17 protein-coding genes are annotated in these 24,444 nt (G+C 59.8%); 12 read left to right on the top strand and 5 right to left on the bottom strand.

All coding sequences use genetic code 11. From position 1 onward, the window contains the following. Window positions 1-26: 26 nt before the first annotated feature. Genes U862_RS0122185 through U862_RS0122175 form a run of 3 tightly spaced genes read left to right on the top strand, consistent with a single transcriptional unit; the run spans window position 27 to window position 2,647 of the window. On the top strand, window positions 27-1,289 hold the full coding sequence (locus U862_RS0122185; protein ID WP_025112426.1) for a hypothetical protein: 1,263 nt from the start codon (window positions 27-29) through the stop codon (window positions 1,287-1,289). A gap of 59 nt (window positions 1,290-1,348) precedes the next feature. Then, complete coding sequence (locus U862_RS0122180) at window positions 1,349-2,092, top strand: pilus assembly protein (RefSeq protein WP_025112425.1); 744 nt, start codon at window positions 1,349-1,351, stop codon at window positions 2,090-2,092. 60 nt (window positions 2,093-2,152) lie between these two features. Beyond that, on the top strand, window positions 2,153-2,647 hold the full coding sequence (locus U862_RS0122175) for a CS1 type fimbrial major subunit (protein ID WP_025112424.1): 495 nt from the start codon (window positions 2,153-2,155) through the stop codon (window positions 2,645-2,647). Between the two features lie 31 nt (window positions 2,648-2,678). Here U862_RS0122175 and U862_RS0122170 read toward each other — a convergent pair whose 3' ends face one another. Beyond that, complete coding sequence (locus tag U862_RS0122170) at window positions 2,679-7,457, bottom strand: dermonecrotic toxin domain-containing protein (protein WP_025112423.1); 4,779 nt, start codon at window positions 7,455-7,457, stop codon at window positions 2,679-2,681. A gap of 172 nt (window positions 7,458-7,629) precedes the next feature. Further along, window positions 7,630-10,743: a transglycosylase domain-containing protein gene (locus tag U862_RS0122165; protein WP_025112422.1), complete on the bottom strand. Its 3,114-nt coding sequence runs from the start codon at window positions 10,741-10,743 to the stop codon at window positions 7,630-7,632. 630 nt (window positions 10,744-11,373) lie between these two features. Here U862_RS0122165 and U862_RS0122160 point away from each other — a divergent pair. The 4 genes from U862_RS0122160 (at window position 11,374) to U862_RS29785 (ending at window position 16,593) form a co-directional block, all read left to right on the top strand. Continuing rightward, window positions 11,374-12,792 (top strand): amino acid permease, encoded by a 1,419-nt coding sequence (locus U862_RS0122160; RefSeq protein ID WP_025112421.1) that lies wholly within the window; start codon window positions 11,374-11,376, stop codon window positions 12,790-12,792. Window positions 12,793-12,957: 165 nt separating this feature from the next. After that, entirely contained in the window at window positions 12,958-14,448 is a 1,491-nt protein-coding gene (locus U862_RS0122155) for a glucosyltransferase domain-containing protein (protein WP_025112420.1), read from the top strand. Window positions 14,449-14,563: 115 nt separating this feature from the next. Further along, on the top strand, window positions 14,564-14,926 hold the full coding sequence (locus U862_RS0122150; protein ID WP_025112419.1) for a GtrA family protein: 363 nt from the start codon (window positions 14,564-14,566) through the stop codon (window positions 14,924-14,926). Further along, the gene (locus U862_RS29785) at window positions 14,923-16,593 is read left to right on the top strand and encodes a glycosyltransferase family 39 protein (protein WP_081794905.1); all 1,671 of its coding nucleotides are present in this window, start codon (window positions 14,923-14,925) and stop codon (window positions 16,591-16,593) included. Before U862_RS0122150 ends, U862_RS29785 begins: the two co-directional genes overlap by 4 nt. Here U862_RS29785 and U862_RS0122145 read toward each other — a convergent pair. Together U862_RS0122145 and U862_RS0122140 are read right to left on the bottom strand one after the other, a co-directional pair. Continuing rightward, complete coding sequence (locus tag U862_RS0122145) at window positions 16,502-18,121, bottom strand: FMN-binding glutamate synthase family protein (RefSeq protein ID WP_025112418.1); 1,620 nt, start codon at window positions 18,119-18,121, stop codon at window positions 16,502-16,504. The two genes, U862_RS29785 and U862_RS0122145, sit on opposite strands and share 92 nt — an antisense overlap. 171 nt (window positions 18,122-18,292) lie before the next feature. Beyond that, a complete protein-coding gene (locus tag U862_RS0122140) occupies window positions 18,293-19,093 on the bottom strand; it encodes a LuxR C-terminal-related transcriptional regulator (protein ID WP_025112417.1) in 801 nt (266 codons plus the stop codon). Between the two features lie 125 nt (window positions 19,094-19,218). Here U862_RS0122140 and U862_RS0122135 point away from each other — a divergent pair, with 125 nt between their 5' ends. The 5 genes from U862_RS0122135 to U862_RS0122115 all read left to right on the top strand — a co-directional run bounded on the left by U862_RS0122135 (window position 19,219) and on the right by U862_RS0122115 (window position 23,348). Beyond that, window positions 19,219-20,040 (top strand): carbon-nitrogen hydrolase family protein, encoded by an 822-nt coding sequence (locus tag U862_RS0122135; RefSeq protein WP_025112416.1) that lies wholly within the window; start codon window positions 19,219-19,221, stop codon window positions 20,038-20,040. Window positions 20,041-20,248: 208 nt separating this feature from the next. Beyond that, complete coding sequence (locus U862_RS0122130) at window positions 20,249-21,574, top strand: APC family permease (protein ID WP_025112415.1); 1,326 nt, start codon at window positions 20,249-20,251, stop codon at window positions 21,572-21,574. Window positions 21,575-21,750: 176 nt separating this feature from the next. After that, window positions 21,751-22,185, top strand: coding sequence for an NUDIX domain-containing protein (locus U862_RS0122125; RefSeq protein ID WP_025112414.1), 435 nt, complete (start codon window positions 21,751-21,753; stop codon window positions 22,183-22,185). A gap of 24 nt (window positions 22,186-22,209) precedes the next feature. Further along, a complete protein-coding gene (locus tag U862_RS0122120; protein ID WP_025112413.1) occupies window positions 22,210-22,848 on the top strand; it encodes a LysE family translocator in 639 nt (212 codons plus the stop codon). 2 nt (window positions 22,849-22,850) lie between these two features. Continuing rightward, window positions 22,851-23,348 carry a GNAT family N-acetyltransferase gene (locus U862_RS0122115; protein WP_025112412.1) on the top strand — a complete coding sequence of 166 codons (498 nt, stop codon included), beginning with the start codon at window positions 22,851-22,853 and terminating at the stop codon, window positions 23,346-23,348. Window positions 23,349-23,499: 151 nt separating this feature from the next. Here the strand turns inward: U862_RS0122115 and metR are convergent, their stop codons facing one another. Further along, window positions 23,500-24,417 carry a transcriptional regulator MetR gene (gene metR / locus U862_RS0122110; RefSeq protein ID WP_025112411.1) on the bottom strand — a complete coding sequence of 306 codons (918 nt, stop codon included), beginning with the start codon at window positions 24,415-24,417 and terminating at the stop codon, window positions 23,500-23,502. Between the last annotated feature and the right edge of the window lie 27 nt (window positions 24,418-24,444).

Here is a 24,444-nt window from a genome sequence, read left to right as displayed (position 1 = left end):
GGCCCGATGTTCTAGAGAGTGTGATCATGAATCTGACATTGACCTGCTCCAGTCTGCTGCGTCGCAGTCGCTGGCTGGGGATGCTGGCGGTCATTGCCGCGCCTTGCGCGCAGGCTGTGACTCAGGAGATCCGGGCGTTGTTCACCCCCGACTCGGCCAATCCGCAACGTAACATGTTCATCAACAAGACCCCGGTCAGTGGCTATTGTGCGGACTATCCCAGCGAGTGCCGGGACAACGAAACCTTCAGTATCCGTCTGCCCGTCCGGTTCGATTCGGCGAACCCCATGCAGCCCAATGCGTCGTCACGCAACAGTGCAATGTTCAGGGTTCCTTCTCTGTGGCGTCCGTTGACGGTGACCAATCGGGACACCGGAGAAACGGAAACCGTCGAGGTACGCATTGCCGGCTTCGGCTCGCGCTACATCCTGAGCGATACCGCAGCCAACTTGACTGGGGCGGCGACGGCCATCGAGGGACATCGCGCTTTATGGGGGGGTAGCAGTTGGGTGAACTCGGCGCTCCCCTGCACCTACAGTGGTGTCGGGGTGTATTCGGACAGCTATTACGGCTTCTTCTGGAAGACGCCAGTGCAAGGTACTTGCGTCAAGACGGCCAGCTTCCCCATACCGTCCATGACGTATAGCTATCTGGATTTTTCATATGAGCTGAAAACGCCTAATCCGTTGAAAATGTCATCCGGGCTTTATACCGGGGATTTGAGTTATCGCATTGGTCCCGGAGGCGACTTTGACATGGGGGATGTGATGCTGCCGAGCGACCCGGATCTGACCCTGAATTTTGTGCTGGATGTTCAGCACACGCTCAAGGTCGACATCCCGCCCGGCGGCGAGAAAATTGCACTGGTGCCTGCCGGTGGCTGGCAAGGCTGGCTGCACGCAGGGCGCAAACCGGAGCGGCTGTTCCGCGATCAGCCCTTCCATATTTCGGTGTCGTCGCGTTTCAAGATGCAGCTGGAATGCGAGTTTCTTCAGTTGTTCAACTGCTTGATTCGCGACCCCGTTTCCCAGCGCACGGCGGTAGTACAGGTCAGTGTCAGCCTGCCCAATGGCTTGACCGATTTTGCCGGGCGCCCGGTTCAGCGGCGCCCGCTTCGGGTGAACTACGGGGAGGAAAGCATGAAGTTCCAACCTGGGGCTTATCTCGACCGCGCGCCCGGAATCCTGCACTTCGAAATGTCGCCGTTCTGGGTCAATGAAATCGTCAAGTCCGGTGAAGGGGGGAGTTTTTCAGGAAATATCACAGTGATCTGGGATTCGGAAGTCTGATGGCCCGCGTATCGATGGTGCGTGTTTGTGCTGTGTTCAATGTGATGAGGTTCAAAGGTATGAAGCGTCTGTGGGCACTGGTGGGGTTGAGCGGTTTTTCTCTGGTCATTCAGGCCGGGCCGCAGATCAACGTCGGAACGGTTTACGACTATCTGGATGGCGACAAGAGTACGTACCTCAAACGTGTGTTCAACAGCGGCGACAGCACGGCGTTCGTCAAGGTCAACATCCTTGAAATCGTCTACGACGCCGATGGCGGCCACGAGGAAGTGGCGGTGAAAACGCAGGTCGATGGCAGCGGTCGTGACGGCTTGATGGCCAGCCCGGCGCGGCTGATCGTGCCGGCCAAAGGCATGCAGGGCACACGTCTGCTGATGATGGGCGAACGTGACACCGAGCGTTACTTTCGCGTGCGTTTCATCCCGGTGGTGCCGGAGAAGGAAGACGAGTTCGCCGTCTCGGCTGAGGAACGGGACGTCTACAAGCAAAATCTCACGGCGGGGGTCAATGTGATGACCGGGTTTGGCACGGTGTTCTTCGTGCGCCCGAAAAATGCCCGGTTCGACACTGCGATCGACGACAGTCCCGGTGTTTACCGGTTGCGCAACAACGGCAACACCGTGGTGCTGATCGATGAGTTTCGTAATTGCTCGCTGAAAAACGAGACCGAGTGTGAGCCGGTCACCAAGCACCATGTCCTGGCGGGTAAAACCTTCGAGTTCGAGAAAAAGTCCGGTCGCGAATACCGCTTCAATCTGGTCGAGGGCGCGTCGAAAAAAGCGCTGCGCATCGCCAGCCAATAACACCGCCGGGGCGGGCTATTGCGGTGGCTCGCGGTTTTCTGACGCAACAAGGTAACTGACATGATCAAGCAATCGGCCATCGCCCTGTGGGCGGGCGTCGTTGTGCTGGCAAGTGCCCAGGCGTTTGCCGCGCGCGAAGAACGCGTGTTCGAGGTATCGCTGGATATCCCGACTCTGGGGTTTTACGTGATACCCGCCGAGATGAACTGGATACATCTGCAGCAGACGTTAGTGTGGGATACCCACACCAGGACGCTGGGCGGGCTGCGCAAGAATTTCGACGTCAAGCACGACACCAGTGCCATTGAAGCGCGACTGGAGTCCGAGCCCTACCTGTCCAATGGTCGCGACGAGCAGAACATCTATCTGCGTGTCAGCTTCAACGGCAAGGAGTTGAGCCATGCCCCGCAGTCGCAGGTAGTGGTGAGTGCGGCGCAGGCCATGAGCGGAGGCCGTTTCCCTTTGGAAATCCAGCCGAAGGTGCCGCTCGGGGGTTACAAGCCTGGTCAGTACTACGGCAATGTTCAACTGATCTTCACGGCCGCCGCGCCCTGAGGCGCGACGGCGTGATGTCGTCGTTTCGTGATTACTGACCGGCCTTGCTCAGGGCTGCACGGGTCAGGCGTCGAGCCAGTTCTTTTTCTTCATCCCACAGGTCGGTCAGCAAGCGGTCAAACGTGCTGTCGCTGATCGCCTCATCGGCGAAGACCACCGTGGCCGGGACGGGTAATTCGTTCATCAACTCCCTGAGTCGGCTGCGCAGTTGAGCACGCTGGACGTCGTCGAGTGAGCGGGTTGCCCATTCACGCTGAACTTCGCGCAGGGTTTCCAGGCGCTCATATTTATCCAGGTAGAGGCGTTTGTTGCTCTGCAGGCGTACCGGCCAGGTCTGTTCCATAAACTGCTTCCAGAAGTCCTGGTCCAGCATCCGGTTGACCAGACCATCGCCTTCGCTCAGCGCCTGCACGGTGGTGTAGGCCTGATCGATCATGGCATCACTGACTCCGGCCACTCGCCGGTAGAGCATGGTCTGTGACTGCCATGGAAGGCTCAGGCGTTGCGCCAGGCCAGTCTGATAGGCCAGATAGACTTCCACCTCATCGGGGTTGCCACCGCGTGACTGGACATCCGCACGCGCCACTTCGTTGACCAGGTCCAGACGCGCCGCGCCTTTGGCCAGGGTGACCAGTTGCTTCTGGATTTGTGCGGCGTCGGTGTTGTAGAGGTAGACCTCGCTGGCCAGAACATTGATCCCCATGCTGTTGAACATCTGCGCGCCGGCGTCGGCACAATCCACCGGTGCCGACGCCATGGTGAAGAGTTTTTCCCGCAGGCGCGTATCGGCGTGCACGGCATCGAGCATGCGCCAGACCCGCTGCATCAACTGATCCTTGATGGCGCCGCCGGCGCGGTAATCGGAATACTCGCGTACCCCCAGCAACACTTGCATGAACGGCTGGGCTGCGGGTTCCTCCACCAGTTCTGACCAGGGCGTTTCCCGATAGACGCCCCAGCCCGGTACGTCGCCCCAGAAGTCGACGCCGTAGTTTGAGACAATGGCCCTGTTTTCCTCCTCGGGCGCAAAGACCGGTTCTGCCGGCAGCCCCACCGAGTGACGATAGGCCTGATATTGAAGCTGTTCGGTCTCTGACAGCGTGCCGACATCCAGCCGCGTCCGAGCAACCAGCCACTGCGCTGGCGAGCCCTCGCTGACCTCGGGAATCCGGTTGATCGGGTTGTCCCGCAGATCGAGAAGAAAACCGCGTGGTCGGGTCTTGTCCAGCGTACCGTCGGGCCAGGTCTGCAGCCCGGTGTTCTTCAGGATGAGGACCTTCAACCGCGGCATGCGTGAAATGTCAGGTGGCAGCGTCAACGGGTTGTTTTCCAGTCTCAGGACTTCCAGGTATGTCAGGTCGCGCAACTGTTTGACCGCTGCCGAATCGAGCACTACGTGGTTGTCGCTCAGTCGCAGGCGTTCGAGCCGGTGCATTGTGGTAGCGATGTGTCGGGGCAATTGCGTCAATTCGCAATTTTTGGCACTGAGTTCCAACACATTTGGAAAGTCCCTGAGCAGGCCGTTCAAGTCAGCGGAGAAGCGCGTGTTGTCGAGCTTTAATACGGTGACTTTATCAAACAGTTTTTTCATGGCCGGGCGCCTGGACCACCAGGTTTGCAGATCCAGGGGGAGCAGCTCTCTGGAGAGATCCAGGGCATAGGTGGAGGGATCGGTTCGTTGCCCCAGTTCCGCGTTCTTGCGTTCGATACAGTCGAGCAGGCGTTCGAAGATGTGCAAGCCACCGCCGTCGCGAAAGTTCTGACTGTCAGGGCCCCAGCTGTCCGGCTGTTGATAGCGCCAGCGATGCATGATCTGACGATATTCGTCGAGCTCGTTCGCAAATGTTTCGATGGCGCGGATGGGCTCGCCCTGTTCGGTCAGGGCATTGGCGAAGGTATCGATTTCGAGGCGGCTGAAGTGCGGATACACGTCCTCGATCCGCTCATGCAGGGTGACCGCGTATCTGCTCAGGCGCGGGCCATTCAATATCTGTTGGGTTTCGAAAGATGCCACCGGGCGCACAGGTGGCTGCCTGAGCACTGCACGGCGTTCACTGGGCGTGGTGGTCTTGGCGATCACCCATTGCTGAAACTGGTCGGCATCGCTCGGTCGATAGCCCAACACACTGCGCCCCTGATGGTCTGTGGCATGCAGGATCGCCTCATACAGGCCGCACGCCTCATGGATCGGCTGGTCCGCGCCATCGCGCACCCGGTAATGGTCCTGGCTTTCGTGCACCAGTACACGAACCCGGGTGGCCGTGTCGCTACCGGCACTGCTGCGCAGTTCTCCATCGAAGGCGGCCTCGCGGATTTCGATGCGCAGCTCACCAAACGCATCGGTGTTTTGCCGCAGGGCGCCGAGGATCAGGCGTTCGCTGTCAATGTTGCTCAGGCGAGTCTGCTGTAACCCTTGAGCAGCCCTGACCGATTGCAGTTCGAATTGCAGCTCGCGGGCCGTGGTTTTCAGGCGTAATGGTACCCGCCGGTGCAAGGTGAGTTGCTGCAGTTCCAGCGGTGTGGCGTGAGCGACGACTCTGTCAGCGAGCACGGACGTCAATTGCGGGCACACTTGCAGAACCTCGCCGGTGGCAGGAGAGCTTGATGTAGAGCGCGTTTCGTCGGGCGCATTGCCCAGGCGTTGCAGGGTATCGATGAGCAGAGGCGGGGGCGCAGTGTTGTCGACATGCATGCGGCGCAACGCGCCCTCGTCGGTGCCACAGACTCGACGTAGCAATTCCAGTTGCTCGTCGCTATAGGCGTCGGCAACGGGCCCGAGGCGTCGCATCAGGATCGAGCCAGCCCACTCGCGCGGGTTTTCCGTTTCAATGACCCAGGCGCCGTGATTGTTGTGACGCAAGGTGGGTGTATAAGCCTCGGATCGTCGAGGGTGGCGGATGCGGTATTGGCCGGTGGCCGAGTCTTGCTTTACTGCGAACTGCTGACCTTGCAGGCGAAGCACCTGCTTGCCCTCAAGCAGGTGAATACCCTGTGCATCAGGTTTGGCCTCTGTCGGCAAGGCAAGGTCTGGCTGATGGTAGGGGGTGAGATCCGGATGCCACAAACGGCTCTGTCCGTTGGCCAATTGCACCGGTTTCAAACCTTCATAAAATGACGAGAGCTTCGCCCGCGCGATGCTTCCAATGGCACCCGCCGCCGCAAAAGCGCCCAACTGGACCACGCTTTGCAGAACATTGAGGGTTTGCTCCATGGCTTCGGCAAAGTTTCCTTCTGCCAGATCGACAATGCCTTCGACCACTTCATCGGTCAGTTGGTAAGCGGTGTACGCCATCATCAAGGGGCCGAGGCCTGGCACGAGCGGTATCGCCACCAGTAGTGCGACATTGAAAATATCCGCCAGCATTTTCTGCAGATTGTCCCACCAGGCCCAGCGGGCCATGCGGTCGACGTAGGCGGTGGAGATTGCGATTTGCTGTGCGTCGTTGAGTATCTGGTTGAGTTTCTGTTCGTGCAGGTAGGCCCACAGGTCGTTTCGGTAAACGGTGCTTCTGTCGTTCTTGATGTTCGATGCGCGAAATTGCAGATAGGGACGGTCTACCGGCGTTTCACGCCAGCTGGGCATGTTGGAACCCGGGGGTGCCGGTTGCCATTTCACCTGGCTCAAGCGTTCATTCAGCCTGGAAAAGAACATGCCGCGCTGCTGATGGGGCACGAACTGGCTGAAGAACCGCTGGTAGTTTTCAGGTGAGGTTTTCTCGGTTAACTGGCGGGTCAACTCCTCCATGAACTGGAGCGACGAGGGGTACTGTTTGAGCGGGTGCTGCGGATCATGGGGGACGTAGGCAAGCACCGGAACCGTACTGGAGGCGGTAGCGGCTTCAGGGGCGATCAGCACGATGCCGCTCAGTTGGGTGTCCATGATCGACAGGTTGTAGTAGCCGACCGATTGTCCGTTCCATTTCAATGGTTCGCGTTTATTGAGCATGCCCAACACAACGTCGTAGGCACTCTGGTCAATGTCGTTGTGTAGCCGGGCAATGTGCGCCGCCACGTTGAGCGCAGCCTTGTCGCTGTGCGTCGCCTTGTGGCGCAGAATATTGGCGGCCACCGGGTTGGACGAGCGCAAATAAGTGTTGAGGTGTGCCAGGTATTGCGCGCCGATGTCCAGTTCCCGACACAGGGATTTGAACTGCTCGATACTCATCTTGTGCTTGATGCGTTTGACCTGGAAATGCTCGCGGGCGTCGGGGCGGGTAATGAACTCGCTGTCCGGGGAAAACTGCTCGTCTCGGGAAAAGTTGTGCAAGGCCGCATCGAGCAGAGAAACCGTTCGGCTGTTCGTCCCGCCTGAAAAGTCGTGCACCCACCACGCGGTTTTCACGGGCGCATACAAGCGCAAGCAGGTCTGTTCGACATCGTCCTCGACGCCAAAGCGGCTCTTCAATGCCTGTTGCAGCAGCGGTCTGGCGAAGCTATAGACGTCCTGCAATTGCTCAAGTGCGCGGTCGATATCGTTCTGCGCCGTCCAGTTCAGTCCGATGGCTTTCTTCAGGCGCTGCTCCAGCGTCTTGACGGCCTCTGCCTGTGGGGCCGGTGTCGATGACTCGTCGTCTGTTGTTTCAGGAATTGCTGGCCCCGCAACCGTTTCTTTCGTGCGTTGACGGATGGCCCGCAAGGCGTCCCACTGAGGGTCGGAAACATCGATTCGTTCAGGTTTCAATCGGTTGATACGGGAGGGCAACGCATCGGTGAGCCAGGAGGGAAGTGCCTGGCTGACGTGTTCAAAGTGAACACTGTTGTTGCTCGAATCGCTGGCGGGCGGAATCTGCTTGGGGTTTGCATCATGCATTGACTGATCGTCCGTGGATCAACTTTGGAGCGATCAGACTAGGTAGGCGCACGCCTCAAAAAAAGCGTAAAGATCTGTTCGGTACACCCATGATTTTCGGCGCAAGGGCGCAAAATCAGGGAGTGAAAAGTAGCCGGCTACCACCACAGCCGGCGTGTGAGGTGATCCACGCTCAGCGATTGGCGGTGGTTTGATTCGGCTGGCACAGGGTGTGCGTCTCCGGTTGCAGGTACGGCGACAGGATCGGCGCCATACCCTTGAGCACCTGCACCGGCAGTGCCGAGGTGAATTTGAAGTTTTCTGCCGAGCGCCCGGGCACAAATGCGGTGAGTGTGCCGAAATGGTTATTGCCGATGTAGAACACGAAGGTTGCGGTGCGGTTGATCGATTTGGAACTCAGGATGCGCCCGCCGGAGCCGATCGCTTCAATGCGGTTGTCGCCGGTACCGGTCTTGCCGCCCATCACCAAGGGTGTGCCGTCGGCGGTCTTGAAGCTGCCGGAAACGCGTTTCGCTGTCCCCGAGTCCACTACTTGCGACAGCGCCTCGCGCATGGCGGTGGCGACTTGCGATGGCATGACCCGTTTGCCCACGTGAGGGTCGTTGCTCAGGCGCGTTTCATACGGTGTGCCGGCGGCAAAGTGCAGGCTGTCGATACGCAGGGTCGGCATGCGCACGCCGTCGTTGAGGATGGTCCCAATCAGTTCGGCCAGTGCCGCAGGGCGGTCGCCGGAGCTGCCGATGGCAGTAGCCAGTGACGGCACCAGATGATCGAACGGATAGCCGACTTTCTGCCAGCGCTGGTGAATCTCGAGGAACGCTTCGATCTCGAGCATGGTGCGGATGCGGCTGTCACGGGCACCCTTGTGCTTGCTCTTGAACAGCCAGCTGTAGACTTCCTGGCGCTCGAACTGGCTGGCTTTGACGATCTGGCTGAAGGTCGCGTCCGGGTTATGCAGCAGGTAACCCATCAGCCACAGATCCAGCGGGTGAACCTTGGCGATGAAGCCCTGATCCGGCAAGTCGTAGGTGCCCGGGCCATAGGCGTCGTACAGCCGGATGAGGCGGTCGTCGGTGAGTTTTTCGGTGAGCTTGGCGCCCTTGAGGTGCGCGCGCACAAAGGTGTTGAAGTCTTCCTGGCTGGCGTTGGGCAGCAAGTAACGGTGCACCGCGGCCATGCGGATCGGGGTCGGGCGCATGCTGTCGAGGAATGTGTCGAGGCGGGCCTGGGTGTCCTTGTTCTTGTACTTCTTCCAGAACTTGAGCAGGAACGAGGTGCCTTCGCGATCAGCAAAACTGGCCAGGTATTCCTGACGTCGCGGGTCGCGGTCATCCTTGAGCAACTCGGCGCTGCTGTTTGGGCCGGAGTAGGTGACGTAGCGCACCACATCGCGCATCAGGCGTATGAACGGCAGGTTGATCGACTCACGCAGGGCGTCGCGCAGGGTCGGCATGCGGCCGTTGTCTTCCTTGCGAAAGTTGTGGAACACGTGCAGGCCGCCACCGGTGAAGAACGCCTCACCGGGGCTGGCGGAGTACTTGCGGTCAAGCGCGGCGCCGAGCATTTTCGACAGGTCGTGGTCCTTGTTCTGGATCAGGTAGTCGATCACCCATTGGCTGAGGCGGTCCTGATCCGGCACCTCGACTTTTTTCAGCTCCGGCACGCTCATGGCGCCGTACTTGTCGTGCAGCTCGGAGATGATCTGCAGGTAGGTGGTCAGCACACGCATCTTCGCTGTCGAACCGAGTTCCAGCTTGCTGCCTTCGTTGATGTCGAACGGCTGGTCGGTGCTGTCAGTCTGCACGCGCACCCGCGAGCCGTCCGGGGTCAGTTCGAACAGGGTAAAGCTGTAACGCACCTGCGTGGTGCTGGTGGGGGTGAGCAGGCGTTCACCGATCAGGCCGATCTGCCCGGCAAACGCGGGGTCGGCGAGTTTTTTCAGGTACTCGGTGGCTTGGGTTTGCAAGTCGCCCTGCAGGGTGCTGGTGGCCGACAGGTCGAGGCGGTCGAGGTCGTACAGCGGGCGATTGAGCATGGTTGCCAGCCGGCTGCGGGCGACGCTGATGCCCTTGTTGGTTTCGATTGGCTGAATGGTCGGCTGGGTCTGCCAGTCGCGGTAGGTGACCTTGCTCGCCAGCGCGGCATCGGCCAGGGCATTGTCGATCACCCCCCCCTGTTTGAGCAGACGCAGGTGGCTGTCGGTGAGCTCGGCAAGTTCTTCACGGCCCTTGGTCAGGTAATGCGAAGGCCGGCGCTGGGCGATCATCAGCGAAAGCATTTCGCGCAGGGCCAGGCCTTTGTCGGCCATGGTTTTCGGATCGGTGGCCGGGCTGTTCAGTTGTTCATTGGCCTGATTGAAATCGCTGCCGTACCAGACCCGCAAACCTTCGGCCATGCCATGTACCTCACCGTGACCCGGTACGGCGGAGAGCGGCACGCTGTTGAGGTAGTCGCGAATGATGTTCTGCCGTGCGCCAAGGGTTTGCGGCCCGGGCTGATAGGCGCGCACGCTGGCGGAAATCATCTGGCGGATCTTCTCGGCGCCGGACACCGTCAGGCCATCGGGCGAATGCCGGTACTTCTCCAATTGCGTGGCCAGCGTACTGCCGCCTGCCGATTGCCCCGGCAGGTGCAGCAACTTCGCCACTTGCGACCACGCTGCCATGCCGAAGCGCGGCCAGTCCACGGCCGGGTTGGCCAGCGGTTGCCTGGGGTCGAGCAGAAAGCGGTTTTCGATGAACAGCAAACTGCTGACGACCACTGGTGGAATCGCTGCAAAACTCGCATACAGCTGCTGTGGGTACTTGTACTGATACAACGGTGCGGCACGGCAATCGGTGATCGACAGCCCGGCCTGAATCTTTTCCGAGTAGGGCACGAACAGGCCTCTGTCGGTGTAGCTGAGCAGCGCCGGAGAAAAGCGTGTCTGCTCGGTGATCACGTAATCGCGCTTGAGCAGGCGCGGCAGGAATTCATCGAGGGAGCTGTAGCCCAGACGCAAATCGAACGGCCCGTTGCCCGGGTAGCGGATGGCTTCGCTGGGGCCGGGTTCAAGCTGATATTTGAGCGACGCTGCGTATTGGCTCAGCTCCCGGGACTGAAAGCGCGAGGTGCGCATTTCCTTGCTCGCAGCCAGGCCAACGACAATCGCGATAATCAGCAGTAACAACCAGAACGCCTTCCAGCCGTGCCGGTTGCGGCGTTTTTTGGGGGGGACAGGCGCTTCATCCACACGTTCAGTCGGAACCACGGCTTTACTCGAATCGGTTTGCCACAAAGCGCCCATAGTCGATTGATCCATTCACGCAGATTGATCGGACTTGACTGAAGCTTAGACGGTGGTTGGTGATGGAGGAAAAAATGTGCTGGGGCAATCGTCTGAACAAAACTGAAGTCGATGGCAGTTGTTTGAGGCTTCATCTGTGGGGAAGGAATTCATCTATGCCGAGGGGATTGATCTGTGGTGAGTGGATTTGTCTGTGGCGAGGGGATACATCCCCTCACCACAGAGAGTCCTTCTAAAACAGGAAATATGAATCTGATCTGAGCAGGTTGGCGTAGATGGCCGGGCTAGAGCTATCTACAGCGCAATACCACCCACGCAGGGGCATGACGGTGCACCATTGTCGTGCAATACTCGGCGGCCTTTTTTTGTGGTGAATATTCCTACGGGTATCAGGTAATATCTCTCCGCAAACCGGCTTATTGCCGAGACTTAACGCTGAATGTTGTGATTTATATAGTGAAAAGCCCTGTCATTGGCTTTTTATACTGCACGCCCCGCTGATCTTGCAGGTTGGGACCTGCGAGACGCGTTTGCCCACGAGGCTGGCGCGGTTTCGGGAAGCTGAGGCTTATCGGTCGAGGCTTCGACACTCGGTGGTCATATCCAATAACAAGACGAGGTTGTATCCCTATGCCAGTCGGCAATCACCTGCCCCATGGCGAGACCGCTCACGGCGGCCCGCTCAAACGCGAACTCGGTGAACGGCATATTCGCCTGATGGCGCTCGGCGCCTGTATCGGCGTCGGCCTGTTCCTGGGTTCGGCCAAGGCCATTGAAATGGCCGGTCCGGCCATCATGCTGTCCTACATTCTCGGCGGTCTGGCGATCCTGGTGATCATGCGTGCCCTCGGTGAAATGGCCGTGCACAACCCGGTGGCCGGCTCGTTCAGCCGCTACGCCCAGGACTACCTCGGCCCGCTGGCGGGCTTTCTCACCGGCTGGAACTACTGGTTCCTGTGGCTGGTGACCTGCGTAGCGGAAATCACCGCCGTCGCCGTGTACATGGGCATCTGGTTCCCCGACGTACCGCGCTGGATCTGGGCGCTCGCGGCACTGATCAGCATGGGCTCGATCAACCTGATCGCGGTGAAAGCCTTCGGCGAATTCGAATTCTGGTTCGCCCTGATCAAGATCGTCACCATCATCGCAATGGTGATCGGTGGCGTCGGCATCATCGCGTTCGGTTTCGGCAACGACGGCGTCGCGCTGGGGATTTCCAACCTGTGGGCGCACGGCGGCTTCATGCCCAACGGTGTGACCGGTGTGCTGATGTCGCTGCAAATGGTGATGTTCGCCTACCTCGGTGTCGAGATGATCGGCCTGACCGCGGGTGAAGCGAAGAACCCGCAGAAGACCATTCCCGATGCAATCGGCTCGGTGTTCTGGCGCATTCTGCTGTTCTACGTTGGCGCATTGTTCGTGATCCTGTCGATCTACCCGTGGAACGAGATTGGCACCCAGGGCAGTCCGTTCGTGATGACCTTCGAGCGTCTGGGCATCAAGACTGCCGCCGGCATCATCAATTTCGTGGTGATCACCGCGGCCCTGTCGTCGTGCAACGGCGGCATCTTCAGCACCGGACGCATGCTCTACAGCCTGGCGCAGAACGGCCAGGCCCCGGCCGGTTTCGCCAAGACGTCCAATGGCGTGCCACGTCGCGCGCTGCTGCTGTCGATTTTCGCCTTGCTGATCGGCGTGCTGCTCAACTACCTGGTACCTGAGAAAGTCTTCGTCTGGGTGACGTCGATTGCCACCTTCGGCGCGATCTGGACCTGGGTGATGATCCTGCTGGCACAACTGAAATTCCGCAAAGGCCTGAGCGCCAGCGAACGTGCCGGCCTGAAGTACAAGATGTGGCTGTACCCGGTCAGCTCGTACTGTGCGCTGGCGTTCCTGGTGCTGGTGGTCGGCTTGATGGCCTACTTCCCGGATACTCGCGTGGCGTTGTATGTGGGGCCGGTGTTCCTGGTGCTGCTGACCGTGTTGTTCTACGTGTTCAAGCTGCAACCGACCGGTGAATCGCAGGGCGCGGTACGTTCAATGTCGTAAGTCGAGCGCGCGGCAACAACGAAGCCCCGGCCAATGGTCCGGGGCTTTTTCATGGGCGTCACCCGTGTATTAACCGCCGGTCTGAAAGCGCGATACAAAGCCCGCTGCAAGGCTCAAACCTGTATCACTTTGCAATCTCGCGCAGCCGTGAACAGAGGCGCAGACATGAGGACCAGCGCATTTCTTGAACGAGAGCGCAGCCAGCGGCAGGTCGTGCTGTTCTTCCTGTTCGCAACACTGCTGTACGTCTTGCCACTGATCCTCGCCGACTTCCCGTACATCGACGACAACTGGCGCACGCTGGCGGCCGGTAACGCTTGGGCCGGGCAGGGGCGATTGTTTGCCGACTGGTTCTATCAGGCGCTGACCTTCACCGGCGCCGCACCGAATATTTTTCCCTTGCCGTTGCTGCTGGCCACTGTGGGGATGAGTCTGGCGCTGAGCCGCCTGACTGTTCACTACTTCGCCGAACCGACGCTGGCCTGTTGTCTGGTGCCGTTGCCGCTTTGGTACAACCCGTTCCTGCTGCAAAACCTGTCCTATCAATACGACGGCCCGATCATGGTCCTGAGCATGGTCGCGGTGATCTACGCGATCACGTTCGAGGGCGCGTCACGGATACAGCGCTGGCTGGTGCCGTCGGCGCTGTTGGCGTTGGCGATCGGTCTTTATCAGATCAGCCTCAATGTATTTGTCGGCCTGTGTTGTGTGGAACTGCTCAGGGCCGTTCACCGGCCAACCCGATGGCCGGAGATCCTGCAGATGCTGGGCTGGAAATTCGCGCAATTGGGCCTGGGCATTCTGATCTACAGCGTCACGGCCTATCCGTTCATGGACACGTTGCGCAAAACCGAACTGCTGACCCGCGACGCCCAGCCACTGCTGCAGATCGGCATCAACCTTGAGCGCATAGCGGGAAAAGTCGCGCTGTTGTTTCACGGCGGCTACCCGTGGGTGTTCGCCGCACTGGTGTTGTGCGCGCTCATGGGTTGCGTGCGGCTTGCACGGTCTGGGCGGCAGCCGCTTTGGCAAACCCTGCTGGCGTGCTTGATCACGTTGCCGGTGCTGATATTGCTGGTGCCGGGAATCACGCTGCTGTTTCGTGATTTCAATGAAGGTGCGCGGACCCTGATGGAGTTCGGCGTGTTGCTGGTCGGGTTGTTCTATCTGGCGCAACTGGCGTTGGCATCGGGGCACCGTCGATTGCCGCTGCTGCTGCTGATCCCGCTGCTGGCGACACTCTCGCTGTCCTTTGCGTATGGCCGGGTGCTGACCCTGCAAAAAACCTTCACCGACAGCGCGCTGTACAGCCTGAGCCACGACATTGCCGAGCATCGCGAGCTGCGCGAGGCCAAGCGGATTTACCTGTCGGTAACCTACTCCGATCGCTGGCTGGTCAGCGCGGCCGGTTCGTTCAAACGGTTGCCGGTCCTCCACTATCTGCTCAACGTCGATTACTTCGTCCTCGCGGAAAACCTGCCGTCAGCGGGCATCACCAACGTGGTCGTCGAGCGCGAACGACGCAATGCCACCCACGTCGGCTATCAGGGTTTCCCCGCGTTGGTGGACAGCCTGTATTACCGGATTTATCTGATTGGCGATTACGCTTTCATCGTCATGAAAGAACCGCCGCACGGCAGGTTGCTGCAGTGGTAAGACTTACCACCCGTCGTAATCCACCCCCCCACCTGTAATTTCTGACAGTAGACCGCTCACGTGCCATGCCCTAGTTTCGAAAGTCAGCCGGACGAAGCCATGGCAAGGAACTGCAATGAAAGGATTTCCTGCGCTGACAGTGATTGGAGTGGCCGATGCACTTATCCACTGGCAGGTGTTTTTCGTTCTGTGCAGCGCTGTCGGACTGACCCAGGCCGCCAGTAACTTTGCCGCTTTCTGCGTGGCGACGGCGTTCTCGTTCTACGTGAACATGCTCTACACATTCGACAGCAAGACGTCGGTGTTCGGCTACCTGCTGTTTATCTGTCTGATGGGGGGGGCGAGCTTTGGTGTCGGCTCGGTTGCCGATTCGCGTAGCTGGCATGGCTTGCTGACGGTGACGGCGTTCTCCGCGCTCAACCTGACGTTGGGCTACTGCTTTTTCCACTTCGTGCTGTTTCGCAGCCAACGATCATGAAACCCTTGTTGGCCGTTCCTTTTCTCAATGCCGCGCGTGTGCCAGCGAGCGTCGATCGGCTCGCCCTGCTGGCCGTTCTGGTGATTGCGCTGGGCGTGCGGTTCTACTCAATCACCGTTCCGGTTATCTGGTATGACGAGGCCTACAGTCTGCTGCTGGCGCGAGAAACGCCTACACGCATCTGGGCAATGACTGCGCTGGATGTGCATCCGCCGCTCTACTATGTATTGCTGCATTATTGGGGGATCGTGTGGGGCGACTCTCCATTGGCGGCTCGTGCATTCAGTGTGCTGGCAGATGTCGGCACGTTGTTGCTTTGCATCAAGCTGATGAGCCTGATTGCAACCCGTCGGGCCACCTGGATCGCCGCGTTGCTGTTGGCGCTGCTGCCGATTTCTGTGCGTTATAGCCAGGAAGTCAGGATGTACGCCCTGCTTGGTTTCTTGCTGATGAGTGCCACCGTGGCACTGGTGTGTTGGGCGAGGGCGCCAGAGCAAAAACGCTACGCGGTGGTTTATGTACTGCTCATGACTGCTGCGTTTTATACCCATTACTTTGCAGGGCTATGTGTACTGGTGCATTGGTTGTTCTGGTGGCAGAGCCGAGTGACCGGTAACGGAACAGCCATTGCGGCTGATCGCTGGTTGATTGCTAACAGCGCTGTTGTGTTCTGGTATTTGCCCTGGGTTCCTTCTTTGCTCAACCAGCTTGCGGATACGACCACTCTGGGTTGGATCAAGCCTGTGACTCTTCAGGGTGCTTTGAGTCTCGTCTGGCAGTTCACCGTGATGGGCGATGACTCTTCGAAGCAGTCGGTTTCGCAGTTGTTGCCCTTTGCGTTAATGCTGCTGTGCGCATGTATTGCCGTTGTGGGCAACTCGGGTGAGCGGCGATTCCGTGTATTGCTGGTCGGCTACTTCTTCGTTCCGGTGACAGCTCTTTATCTGACTGCCCTGTTTCTTCCGTCATTTGTACCGCGATATCTGGTGTTTACAGCACCTGCTTTGGCGATGATTACAGGTATGGCGCTGGATGTTTTGTTCCGACGCTGGCCGCTGTGGGCCAATGCGGCATTAGTGTTTTTCATCGTTGGGCAATTGTGTGGTCTGACCGAAATATATCGGCAAACCGATGGATTGAATGGAACGGATCAGCGCAGAAAGTCGGGGTTCTCCCAATTGATATTGCAGTTAAATCAAGTGGTTCGCCCGAAGGATGAGATCATCATGTCCAATCCTTTCTGGTTTCCGACATTTGCCTATTACAGCAACACTTCAATTAATCCAAAATTTGAAGTCCATTCTTCGATAGATGATTTTTTGCGCTCCACCCGCCGTGGCGCCTTTAGCCTGATCAATGATCCGGTCGCTAGCAGCTATTTGGATGGCGTGACATTTCTGGACTGTCGCAGCCAAAGAATCTGGTGGATTACGGACAGTGACCTGTCTGTAGACAGACCGCTTTTCGCGAAAGATCGGGCGCCTTCGCTCACCTTGTATGGGGGGGATATTTCAGCGTACCTGTTTACTCCAGAATCAGTGCCGGCCCCAGCACGGGGCGGCACAAAGTCCATGCTTAAGCTGCCGCTATCTCCTGCGGCTCAAAACTGTCCGCCCGCGCCATTTGCCACATCCGCGAATAGAACTCGCCGTTCACTTCCCCAGTGAGCAGTTCCCCCGGTTTCAGAAACACATGCAACTGCGAGAACAGTTTGATCTCGGTGGCTGACATGCGCCGTACCAGGTGTTTGGCCGACAGTTGCGACGGATGCTCAAGGCCGGCCGCCGCCAACATCTCCGCCAGCGCCTTGAGCGTGTTGCGGTGGAAGTTGTAGACGCGTTGGGCCTTGTCCGGGACGACGAGGGCGCGCTGGCGCAGGGCGTCCTGGGTGGCGACGCCGGTCGGGCATTTGTTGGTGTGGCAGCTTTGCGACTGTATGCAGCCGATGGCGAACATGAAACCGCGCGCCGAATTGGCCCAGTCGGCGCCGATGGCCAGCACGCTGGCGATGTCGAAGGCGCTGACGATCTTGCCGCTGGCGCCGAGCTTGATCTTGTCGCGCAGGTTCAGACCGACCAGGGTGTTATGGACAAACAGCAGGCCTTCGCGCATCGGCACGCCGATGTGGTCGGTGAATTCCACGGGCGCAGCGCCGGTGCCACCTTCCTTGCCATCGACCACGATGAAGTCCGGCAGGATGCCGGTTTCCAGCATGGCCTTGGCGATGCCCATGAATTCCCACGGATGACCAAGGCAGAACTTGAAGCCCACCGGCTTGCCGCCGGACAGTTCACGCAGTTGCTGGATGAAATGCATCATCTCGATCGGTGTGGAAAAGGCGCTGTGGCGTGACGGCGAGATGCAGTCTTCGCCCATCAGGATGCCGCGGGTGTCAGCGATTTCCCGGGTGACTTTGTGCTTGGGCAGAATCCCGCCATGGCCGGGTTTGGCACCCTGGCTCATCTTGATTTCGATCATCCGCACTTGCGGAGTCTGCGCCTGGGCGGCGAAGCGTTCCGGGTCGAAACGGCCGTCGCTGGTGCGGCAGCCGAAGTAGCCGCTGCCCAGCTCCCAGGTCAGGTCGCCGCCGTTTTCGCGGTGATACGGACTGATGCTGCCTTCGCCGGTGTCATGGGCGAAGTTGCCGAGCTTGGCGCCCTGGTTCAACGCGCGAATGGCATTGGCGCTGAGCGAGCCGAAGCTCATCGCCGAGATGTTGAACACCGACGCCGAATACGGCTGGGTGCACTGCGGGCCGCCGACGGTGACGCGAAAACTGTTCGGGTCGCTCAATGGCGCCGGGCGCATCGAGTGGCCGATGAATTCGAAGCCCGACTGATACACGTCGATCAGCGTGCCGAACGGTTTGTCGGCGCTTTCATTCTTCGCTCGCGAGTACACCAGTGAGCGTTGGGCACGGGAGAAGGGCAGGGCATCGCTGTCGGATTCGAGCAGGTACTGGCGGATTTCCGGGCGGATGCCTTCGACCAGATAGCGGATGTTGCCCAGGATCGGGTAGTTGCGGCGCACTGCGTGCGGGCTCTGCATCAGGTCGAACAGACCGAGCAGGCTCAGCACACCGGTGACGGCGGTGATCGGCCACAGCCAGTCGTGGTCGAGAAAGGGCAGGCTGGCGAGGGTGAAAATCACGCAGACGGCAAAGAAGGCGTAGCGGCTCAGGAGTGACAGGCTCATACGGTTTCCTTGGGTTCGGACTCAATAAATTCAGCAACGCAGGACCCCTGCGGGAGCGGGCTTGCTCCGGACGGCGATCCGACGAAAGCGCTGTGCCAGATGACCTCATGTTGGAAGTGATGGGCTCTTCGCGAGCAAGCCCGCTCCCACAAAAGCTGTTCCACGTTGCAGTCAGGCATTTTGTGCCTGGAGAAAAATCGAAAACAGCTCCGACTGGGATTTGATTCCCAGCTTGCTGTACATGTGTTTCTTATGGACTTTCACGGTTTCTACGGAGATTTCCAGCTTACGGGCGATTTCTTTACTGGAGCAACCGCTGAGCATCAAACGCCCGACATCCAGCTCCCGGGCGGTCAGTTGCGCGCCCTTGAGTTGCTGCACCGACGCTTCCAGTTGCACCCGCCAGTCGGCCGGTGCAGGCGCAGCAGCGAGGGCTACGGTTTCGTTGATCTCGTACGGCAGGCGCTGGCGCAACAGGCCCAGCACCCACGGCTGGATCAAAGACAGCAAAGCGATCTGTTCGCCAGTGAAACGTTTTTCACTGCCCAGCGACAGGCACAGCGTGCGTTCGCCTTCGAGCTGGCAATTGAACTGGATTTCGTCGGCGACCACATTCAGACGAAAGTATCGCTGGTAATACTCGGTCAGCTCGAAATGCTCCGGCGCCACCTCGGACAGGCGGTACAACCCGGTGCGCGACTGCTCGCGGCAGGCGATGTAGAACGGGTCGAGCAGGTACAACCCGCGCAGATAATCCTGAAACAGTTGGTCGGGACTGCCGTCCTCGCCAGGGCATTCGGCGAAGACCTGCGGGTGCTGATCGGCGCTGAACAGCAGCGCCACCCAGCTATCGAACGCCACGTACTGGTCGAGCAATCGCACCAGTTGCGCCCAGAAATTGGGCTTGTCGAGCGCGTCGATCAGTTGGCCGACGGCGCGGTGCCAGGTGATGTCATCAAACGAAACGGTCATGGATCTACCCCTATCGGGTTACCCCGGCCGCGTGATTCCCTGACCGGTTGCTTGCTGCGCATACTGGCCCACAGACAGCCACCGGGCAATCTTTCAGCGCCCGATGCTCATCACAAGGAATCTTCATGAAAGTCGAACTCGCCCAACTGGCGGGCCGTGACAATGGCACCGCGTACAACCTCGAACGCGCCCTCGCGGCGATTGCGGCGTGTGCTGCCGACACGCAATTGATCGTGTTCCCGGAAACCCACCTGATGGGCTTCCCGACCGCCGACACTGTGGCGCAGATCGCCGAGCCGACGGATGGCCCGACCGTCGGCGCAGTGCTGGCCGCCGCCCGTCAGCGCAACATCGGCGTGGTGATCGGCATGGCCGAAAACGACAACGGGCGCTTCTACAACACCACGCTGCTGATCACCCCCGAGGGCATTGCCCTGAAATATCGCAAGACCCACCTCTGGGCATCGGATCGCGGCGTGTTCGAGGCCGGCGACCGCTATGCCACGTGTCTGTGGAACGGGGTGCGCGTTGGCTTGTTGATTTGCTACGACATCGAATTCCCCGAGTCCGCCCGTGCGTTGGCGCAACTGGGCGCCGAGTTGCTGATCGTGACCAACGGCAACATGGACCCGTACGCGCCGACCCACCGTACCGCGATCATGGCCCGCGCCCAGGAGAATCAGGCGTTCGCGCTGATGGTCAACCGCGTCGAGGCCGGGGATGACGGCTTGATGTTCGCCGGCGGCAGTGCGCTGGTCGATCCGCTGGGGACGTTGCTGTTCGAGGCCGGGCGTGAAGAAGGGCAGTTCAGCGTCGAGCTGGATTTCGCTCAACTGGAGATCGCGCGCAAGGATTACCGCTATCTGGATGACCAGCGCTTGAAGCTGCCGGGGGAGGTGCTGGAGCACGCTGGTGGTTTGCACGAGTTGCTGATTCCTTCGCGCTGATCCGATTTTTTTCATCGACTGTACCGGCCCTATCGCGAGCAGGCTCACTCCTGCATCCACCGCGTACACCCTTTAGGAGTGAGCCTGCTCGCGATAGGGCCCGCCCAGACAACACACCTGTTTGATCCAAAAACAACAAAGCCACACCCGAAACATTCGCCGAACTCGGCTCTGCCATAAATCCAATAAAATTCGGAGTAAGTCGCTCATGGCTCGTTTGCAACGCACCCTGTCATTAGGGTCGGTGGTGCTGTTCGGCATCGCCTACATGACGCCGATCATTGTCCTCGGCACCTTCGGCATCCTCGCTCAATCCACCGCCGGCATGGTCCCGGCCGCGTATCTGGCAGCACTGGTGGCGATGTTCTTCACTGCCATGAGCTACGGACGCATGGCCGCCGCGTTCCCGGTCGCCGGTTCCGCCTACAGCTACGTGCGCAAGGCGATCAGCCCTAAACTTGGCTTCATCGCCGGTTGGGCGGTGCTGCTCGATTACCTGTTTCTGCCGATGGCGATCTGGCTGATCGGCGCGGCGTACCTGGGGTCGGCGTTCCCCTCGATTGCGCAGTGGATCTGGGTGCTGGCGTTCATTGGAATCACCAGTGCGATCAACATCATTGGCCTGAAACTGGCCAACGGCATCAACGCCTTGCTGATGCTGGTGCAGTTTCTGGTGCTGATCGCTTTCGTCACCTTGTGCGTGCACTACGTGGGGGGCGATGCGAGTACGCCGCTGTGGTCGATCAAACCGTTCTTCAACGGCGACATGCAGATGCCGCTGATCATGAGCGGCGCGGCGATTGCCTGCTATTCGTTCCTCGGTTTCGACGCCGTGAGTACGTTGACCGAGGAAACCCGCGACCCGCGCCGCACCATCCCGCGGGCGATCATGTTGATCACGCTGATCGGCGGTCTGATCTTCGTCGGTGTGTCGTACTTTGTGCAGATCGCGCACCCGTCGTTCCAGTTCGACAGCGTCGACTCGGCGGCCTATGAAATTGCGCGCAATATCGGCGGCGATCTGTTCGTCTCGATCTTCCTCATCGGCCTGATCGTCGGCCAGTTCGCCTCGGGGTTGTCCGCTCAGGCCAGCGGCTCACGCCTGCTATTTGCCATGGGCCGCGACGGCGTGTTGCCCAAGTCGTTTTTCGGCACCTTGCACGCGCGCTTCGGTACACCGGTCAACAGCATTCTGCTGTGTGCGGTGGTGGCGTTGCTGGCCCTGAAACTTGACGTGACCACGTCCACTTCGTTCATCAACTTCGGCGCATTCCTGGCGTTCAGCCTGGTCAACCTGTCGGTGATCTTCCATTACTGGATCGGTGGCGAGAAAAAAGGCCCGCGCGAACTGCTGCTGTTTCTGGTGTGTCCGTTTATCGGGCTGGTGGCGGACTTGTGGCTGATGGTCAGCCTGGATCACCTGGCGGTGTATCTGGGCCTGAGCTGGCTGGCGGTGGGCGTGGTGTATCTGGCGGTACTTACCGGCGGCTTTCGTCGTCAGCCGCCGGAGATGGATTTCCAGGAAGCGACCTGAGGCGTCTTCAGGCCGCGGGCCGGCGCGATCCCCGCGCCGGGGTCTGCGACTTCCACTTCGTCAAGGTGCCGGAGGAGGTTGAAGCCGCGCTCAAGGCCCTGGGGGAATGATCTGTGAGGTGACGGCATTGGGCAGGCATGGGATCCTTGCGGCTTTTCCAGGACGGTGGCTGCCCCATGACCTCTGCATCCGTTGTATCTCCACGCCTCATCCGTATTGCCGCCGCCTTGTTGCTCAACACTGAAGGCCAGACCCTGCTGGTGCGCAAGCGCGGCACCACGGCGTTCATGCAACCGGGCGGCAAGATCGAAGCGCATGAGTTGCCGGTGCACGCGCTGGCCCGTGAGCTGGAGGAAGAGTTGGGCCTGCAGATCGATCCGGCGCAGGCGTCTTTTCTCGGTCAGTTCTCGGCGCCCGCCGCCAACGAGCCGGGGTTTGTTGTTCAGGCCCAGATCTTTCAACTGACTATCGACACCGATGTGACTCCGGCTGCCGAAATCGAGGAAGTGCTCTGGATCGATCCGGCCACTGACGGTGGTCTGGTGCTGGCGCCATTGACACGCGACCTGATCCTGCCGTTTTATCGAGCCTCGCTCAGCGAAACCGCCTGATCATCCACGCACAGGACGTCATCCATGATCCCGCTTCAAGACCTGCTGATTTTTGCTGCCGCCGCGCTGTTGATGGTACTGACGCCGGGGCCGAACATGATTTACCTGATCTCGCGTTCGATCTGTCAGGGGCGCAAGGCCGGGGTCACCTCGTTGCTCGGCGTGGTGAGTGGATTCTTCGTGCATATGTTCGCCGCGGCTGCCGGCTTGACCGCGGTGTTTCTGGCGGTGCCGATGGCCTATGAGGTGCTGAAGTGGGCCGGCGCGCTGTACTTGCTGTGGATGGCTTGGCAAGCGGTCAAACCCGGTGCGCGCTCGCCATTCGAAGCGCAGCAATTGCCACCGGACTCGTCGCGCAAACTGATCACCATGGGTTTTCTCACCAGCGCGTTGAACCCGAAAATCGCGGTGTTCTACCTCTCGGTGTTTCCGCAGTTCATCACCCCCGAACACGGCTCGGTGTTCACCCAGAGCATCATCCTCGGCCTGACCCAGATCAGCGTCAGTTTCAGCGTCAATCTGCTGATCGCGTTGTTTGCGGCAGGCATTGCCTCGTGGTTCGTGCGCAACCCGACGTGGCTGGCAATCCAGCGCTACTTCATGGGCTTTGTGCTCGGTGCCCTGGCTGTGCGCCTGATGCTTGAACAACGCAGGACGGCCTGAACATGTGGGTCGAGCGGCTCGACGCCAGCCACGCGCTGGCCTACCGCGAATTGATGCTGGAGGCTTACGATCGCCATCCACAGGCGTTCACCTCAAGCGTGCGCGAGCGCGCGGTGATGCCGTTGAGCTGGTGGGAAGGGCGCCTGACCAGCAGGCTCGATGTGGTACTGGGAGCATTCGAGGCCGGAGTGCTGGCCGGCATCGTTGGCCTGGCCTTCGAGCCCCGGGAAAAGGCACGCCACAAGGTCACCCTGTTCGGCATGTACGTGTCAGCCGATTTTCGTCAGCGCGGTCTGGGCCATGAACTGGTCCAGGCCGCCCTGGCCGAAGCGCAAAATCATCCTGCGCTGAAAGTCATCCAGCTCACCGTCACCGCCGGCAACGACGCCGCGTTCAACCTGTACCAGCGCTGCGGCTTCATCCAGTTCGGGCTTGAGCCGCTCGCGGTTCGGGTAGGCGAAGACTACTTCGACAAGATTCACATGTGGCGCCAACTTTGATTTCACACTGACCCCCTGTGGGAGTGGGCTTGCTCGCGAATGCGGTGTGTCAGATAGCTCATTTTTGCCTGACTTGACGCTTTCGCGAGCAAGCCCGCTCCCACAGGTGAAGGTGGCGTTGCTGCAGGCTGCGATCTTTTGCTTTGCAGCGTCAGCGTACGGCGCTGACCCCATCCAGCGTCGAGAACGACGTGTCCTTGGCCGTCAGCAGGAAATCGCGCATGTACGGCGCATCCAGCATGTCGGCGCGGATCGCTGCGTACAGCGTGGCAAACAGACCCTTCTCGCCCAGTCGTTTGGCCTTCACATAGCCGCGCGAGCTGTATTCGTGCAGCGCCCAGTGCGGCATGCCGCAGACGCCACGGCCGCTGGCGACCAGTTGCATCATCATCACCGACAGTTCCGAGGTGCGAACCTGCGCCGGTTCGATGTCGGCCGGCTCCAGGAAGCGGGTGAAAATGTCCAGCCGGTCGCGTTCCACCGGATAGGTGATCAGGGTTTCAGTCAGCAGGTCCTCGGGGACGATATAGGGTTTGCTCGCCAGCGGGTGCTGGTTGGCGACTGCGAGCATCGCTTCGTAGGTGAACAGCGGCACGTAGGTGATGCCGGCAATTTCCAAGGGGTCGGACGTCACGACCAGGTCCAGGTCGCCACGGGCCAGGGCTGGCAGCGGGGCGAAGGCGAAACCCGAGGCCAGGTCGAGCTCGACTTCCGGCCAGGCGTCGCGGAACTGGTCGATGGTCGGCATCAGCCACTGAAAACAGCTGTGGCACTCGATCGCCATGTGCAGGCGTCCGGCGGTGCCTCCGGCCAGTCGGCTGATGTCGCGTTCAGCGGCGCGCAGCAGCGGCAGGGTCGCGTCCGCCAGTTGCAGCAGGCGCAGGCCGGCACTGGTGAAGCGCACCGGTTTGGTCTTGCGCACAAACAGCGGCATGCCCATGCGCTCCTCCAGTTCCTTGAACTGGTGGGACAACGCCGATTGGGTCAGGTGCAGGCGGTCGGCGGCGTCGACCAGGCTGTCGGCTTCGCGCAGGGCATGCAGGGTTTTCAGATGACGGATTTCAAGCACCGCATGGCTCCATGAAGAAAATTTGTG

It is taken from the genome of Pseudomonas sp. H1h (assembly GCF_000633255.1).
Taxonomy (GTDB): domain Bacteria; phylum Pseudomonadota; class Gammaproteobacteria; order Pseudomonadales; family Pseudomonadaceae; genus Aquipseudomonas.
Note: the sequence above shows the minus strand (reverse complement) of the source record. Positions and strands in the feature narration are given on the sequence as shown.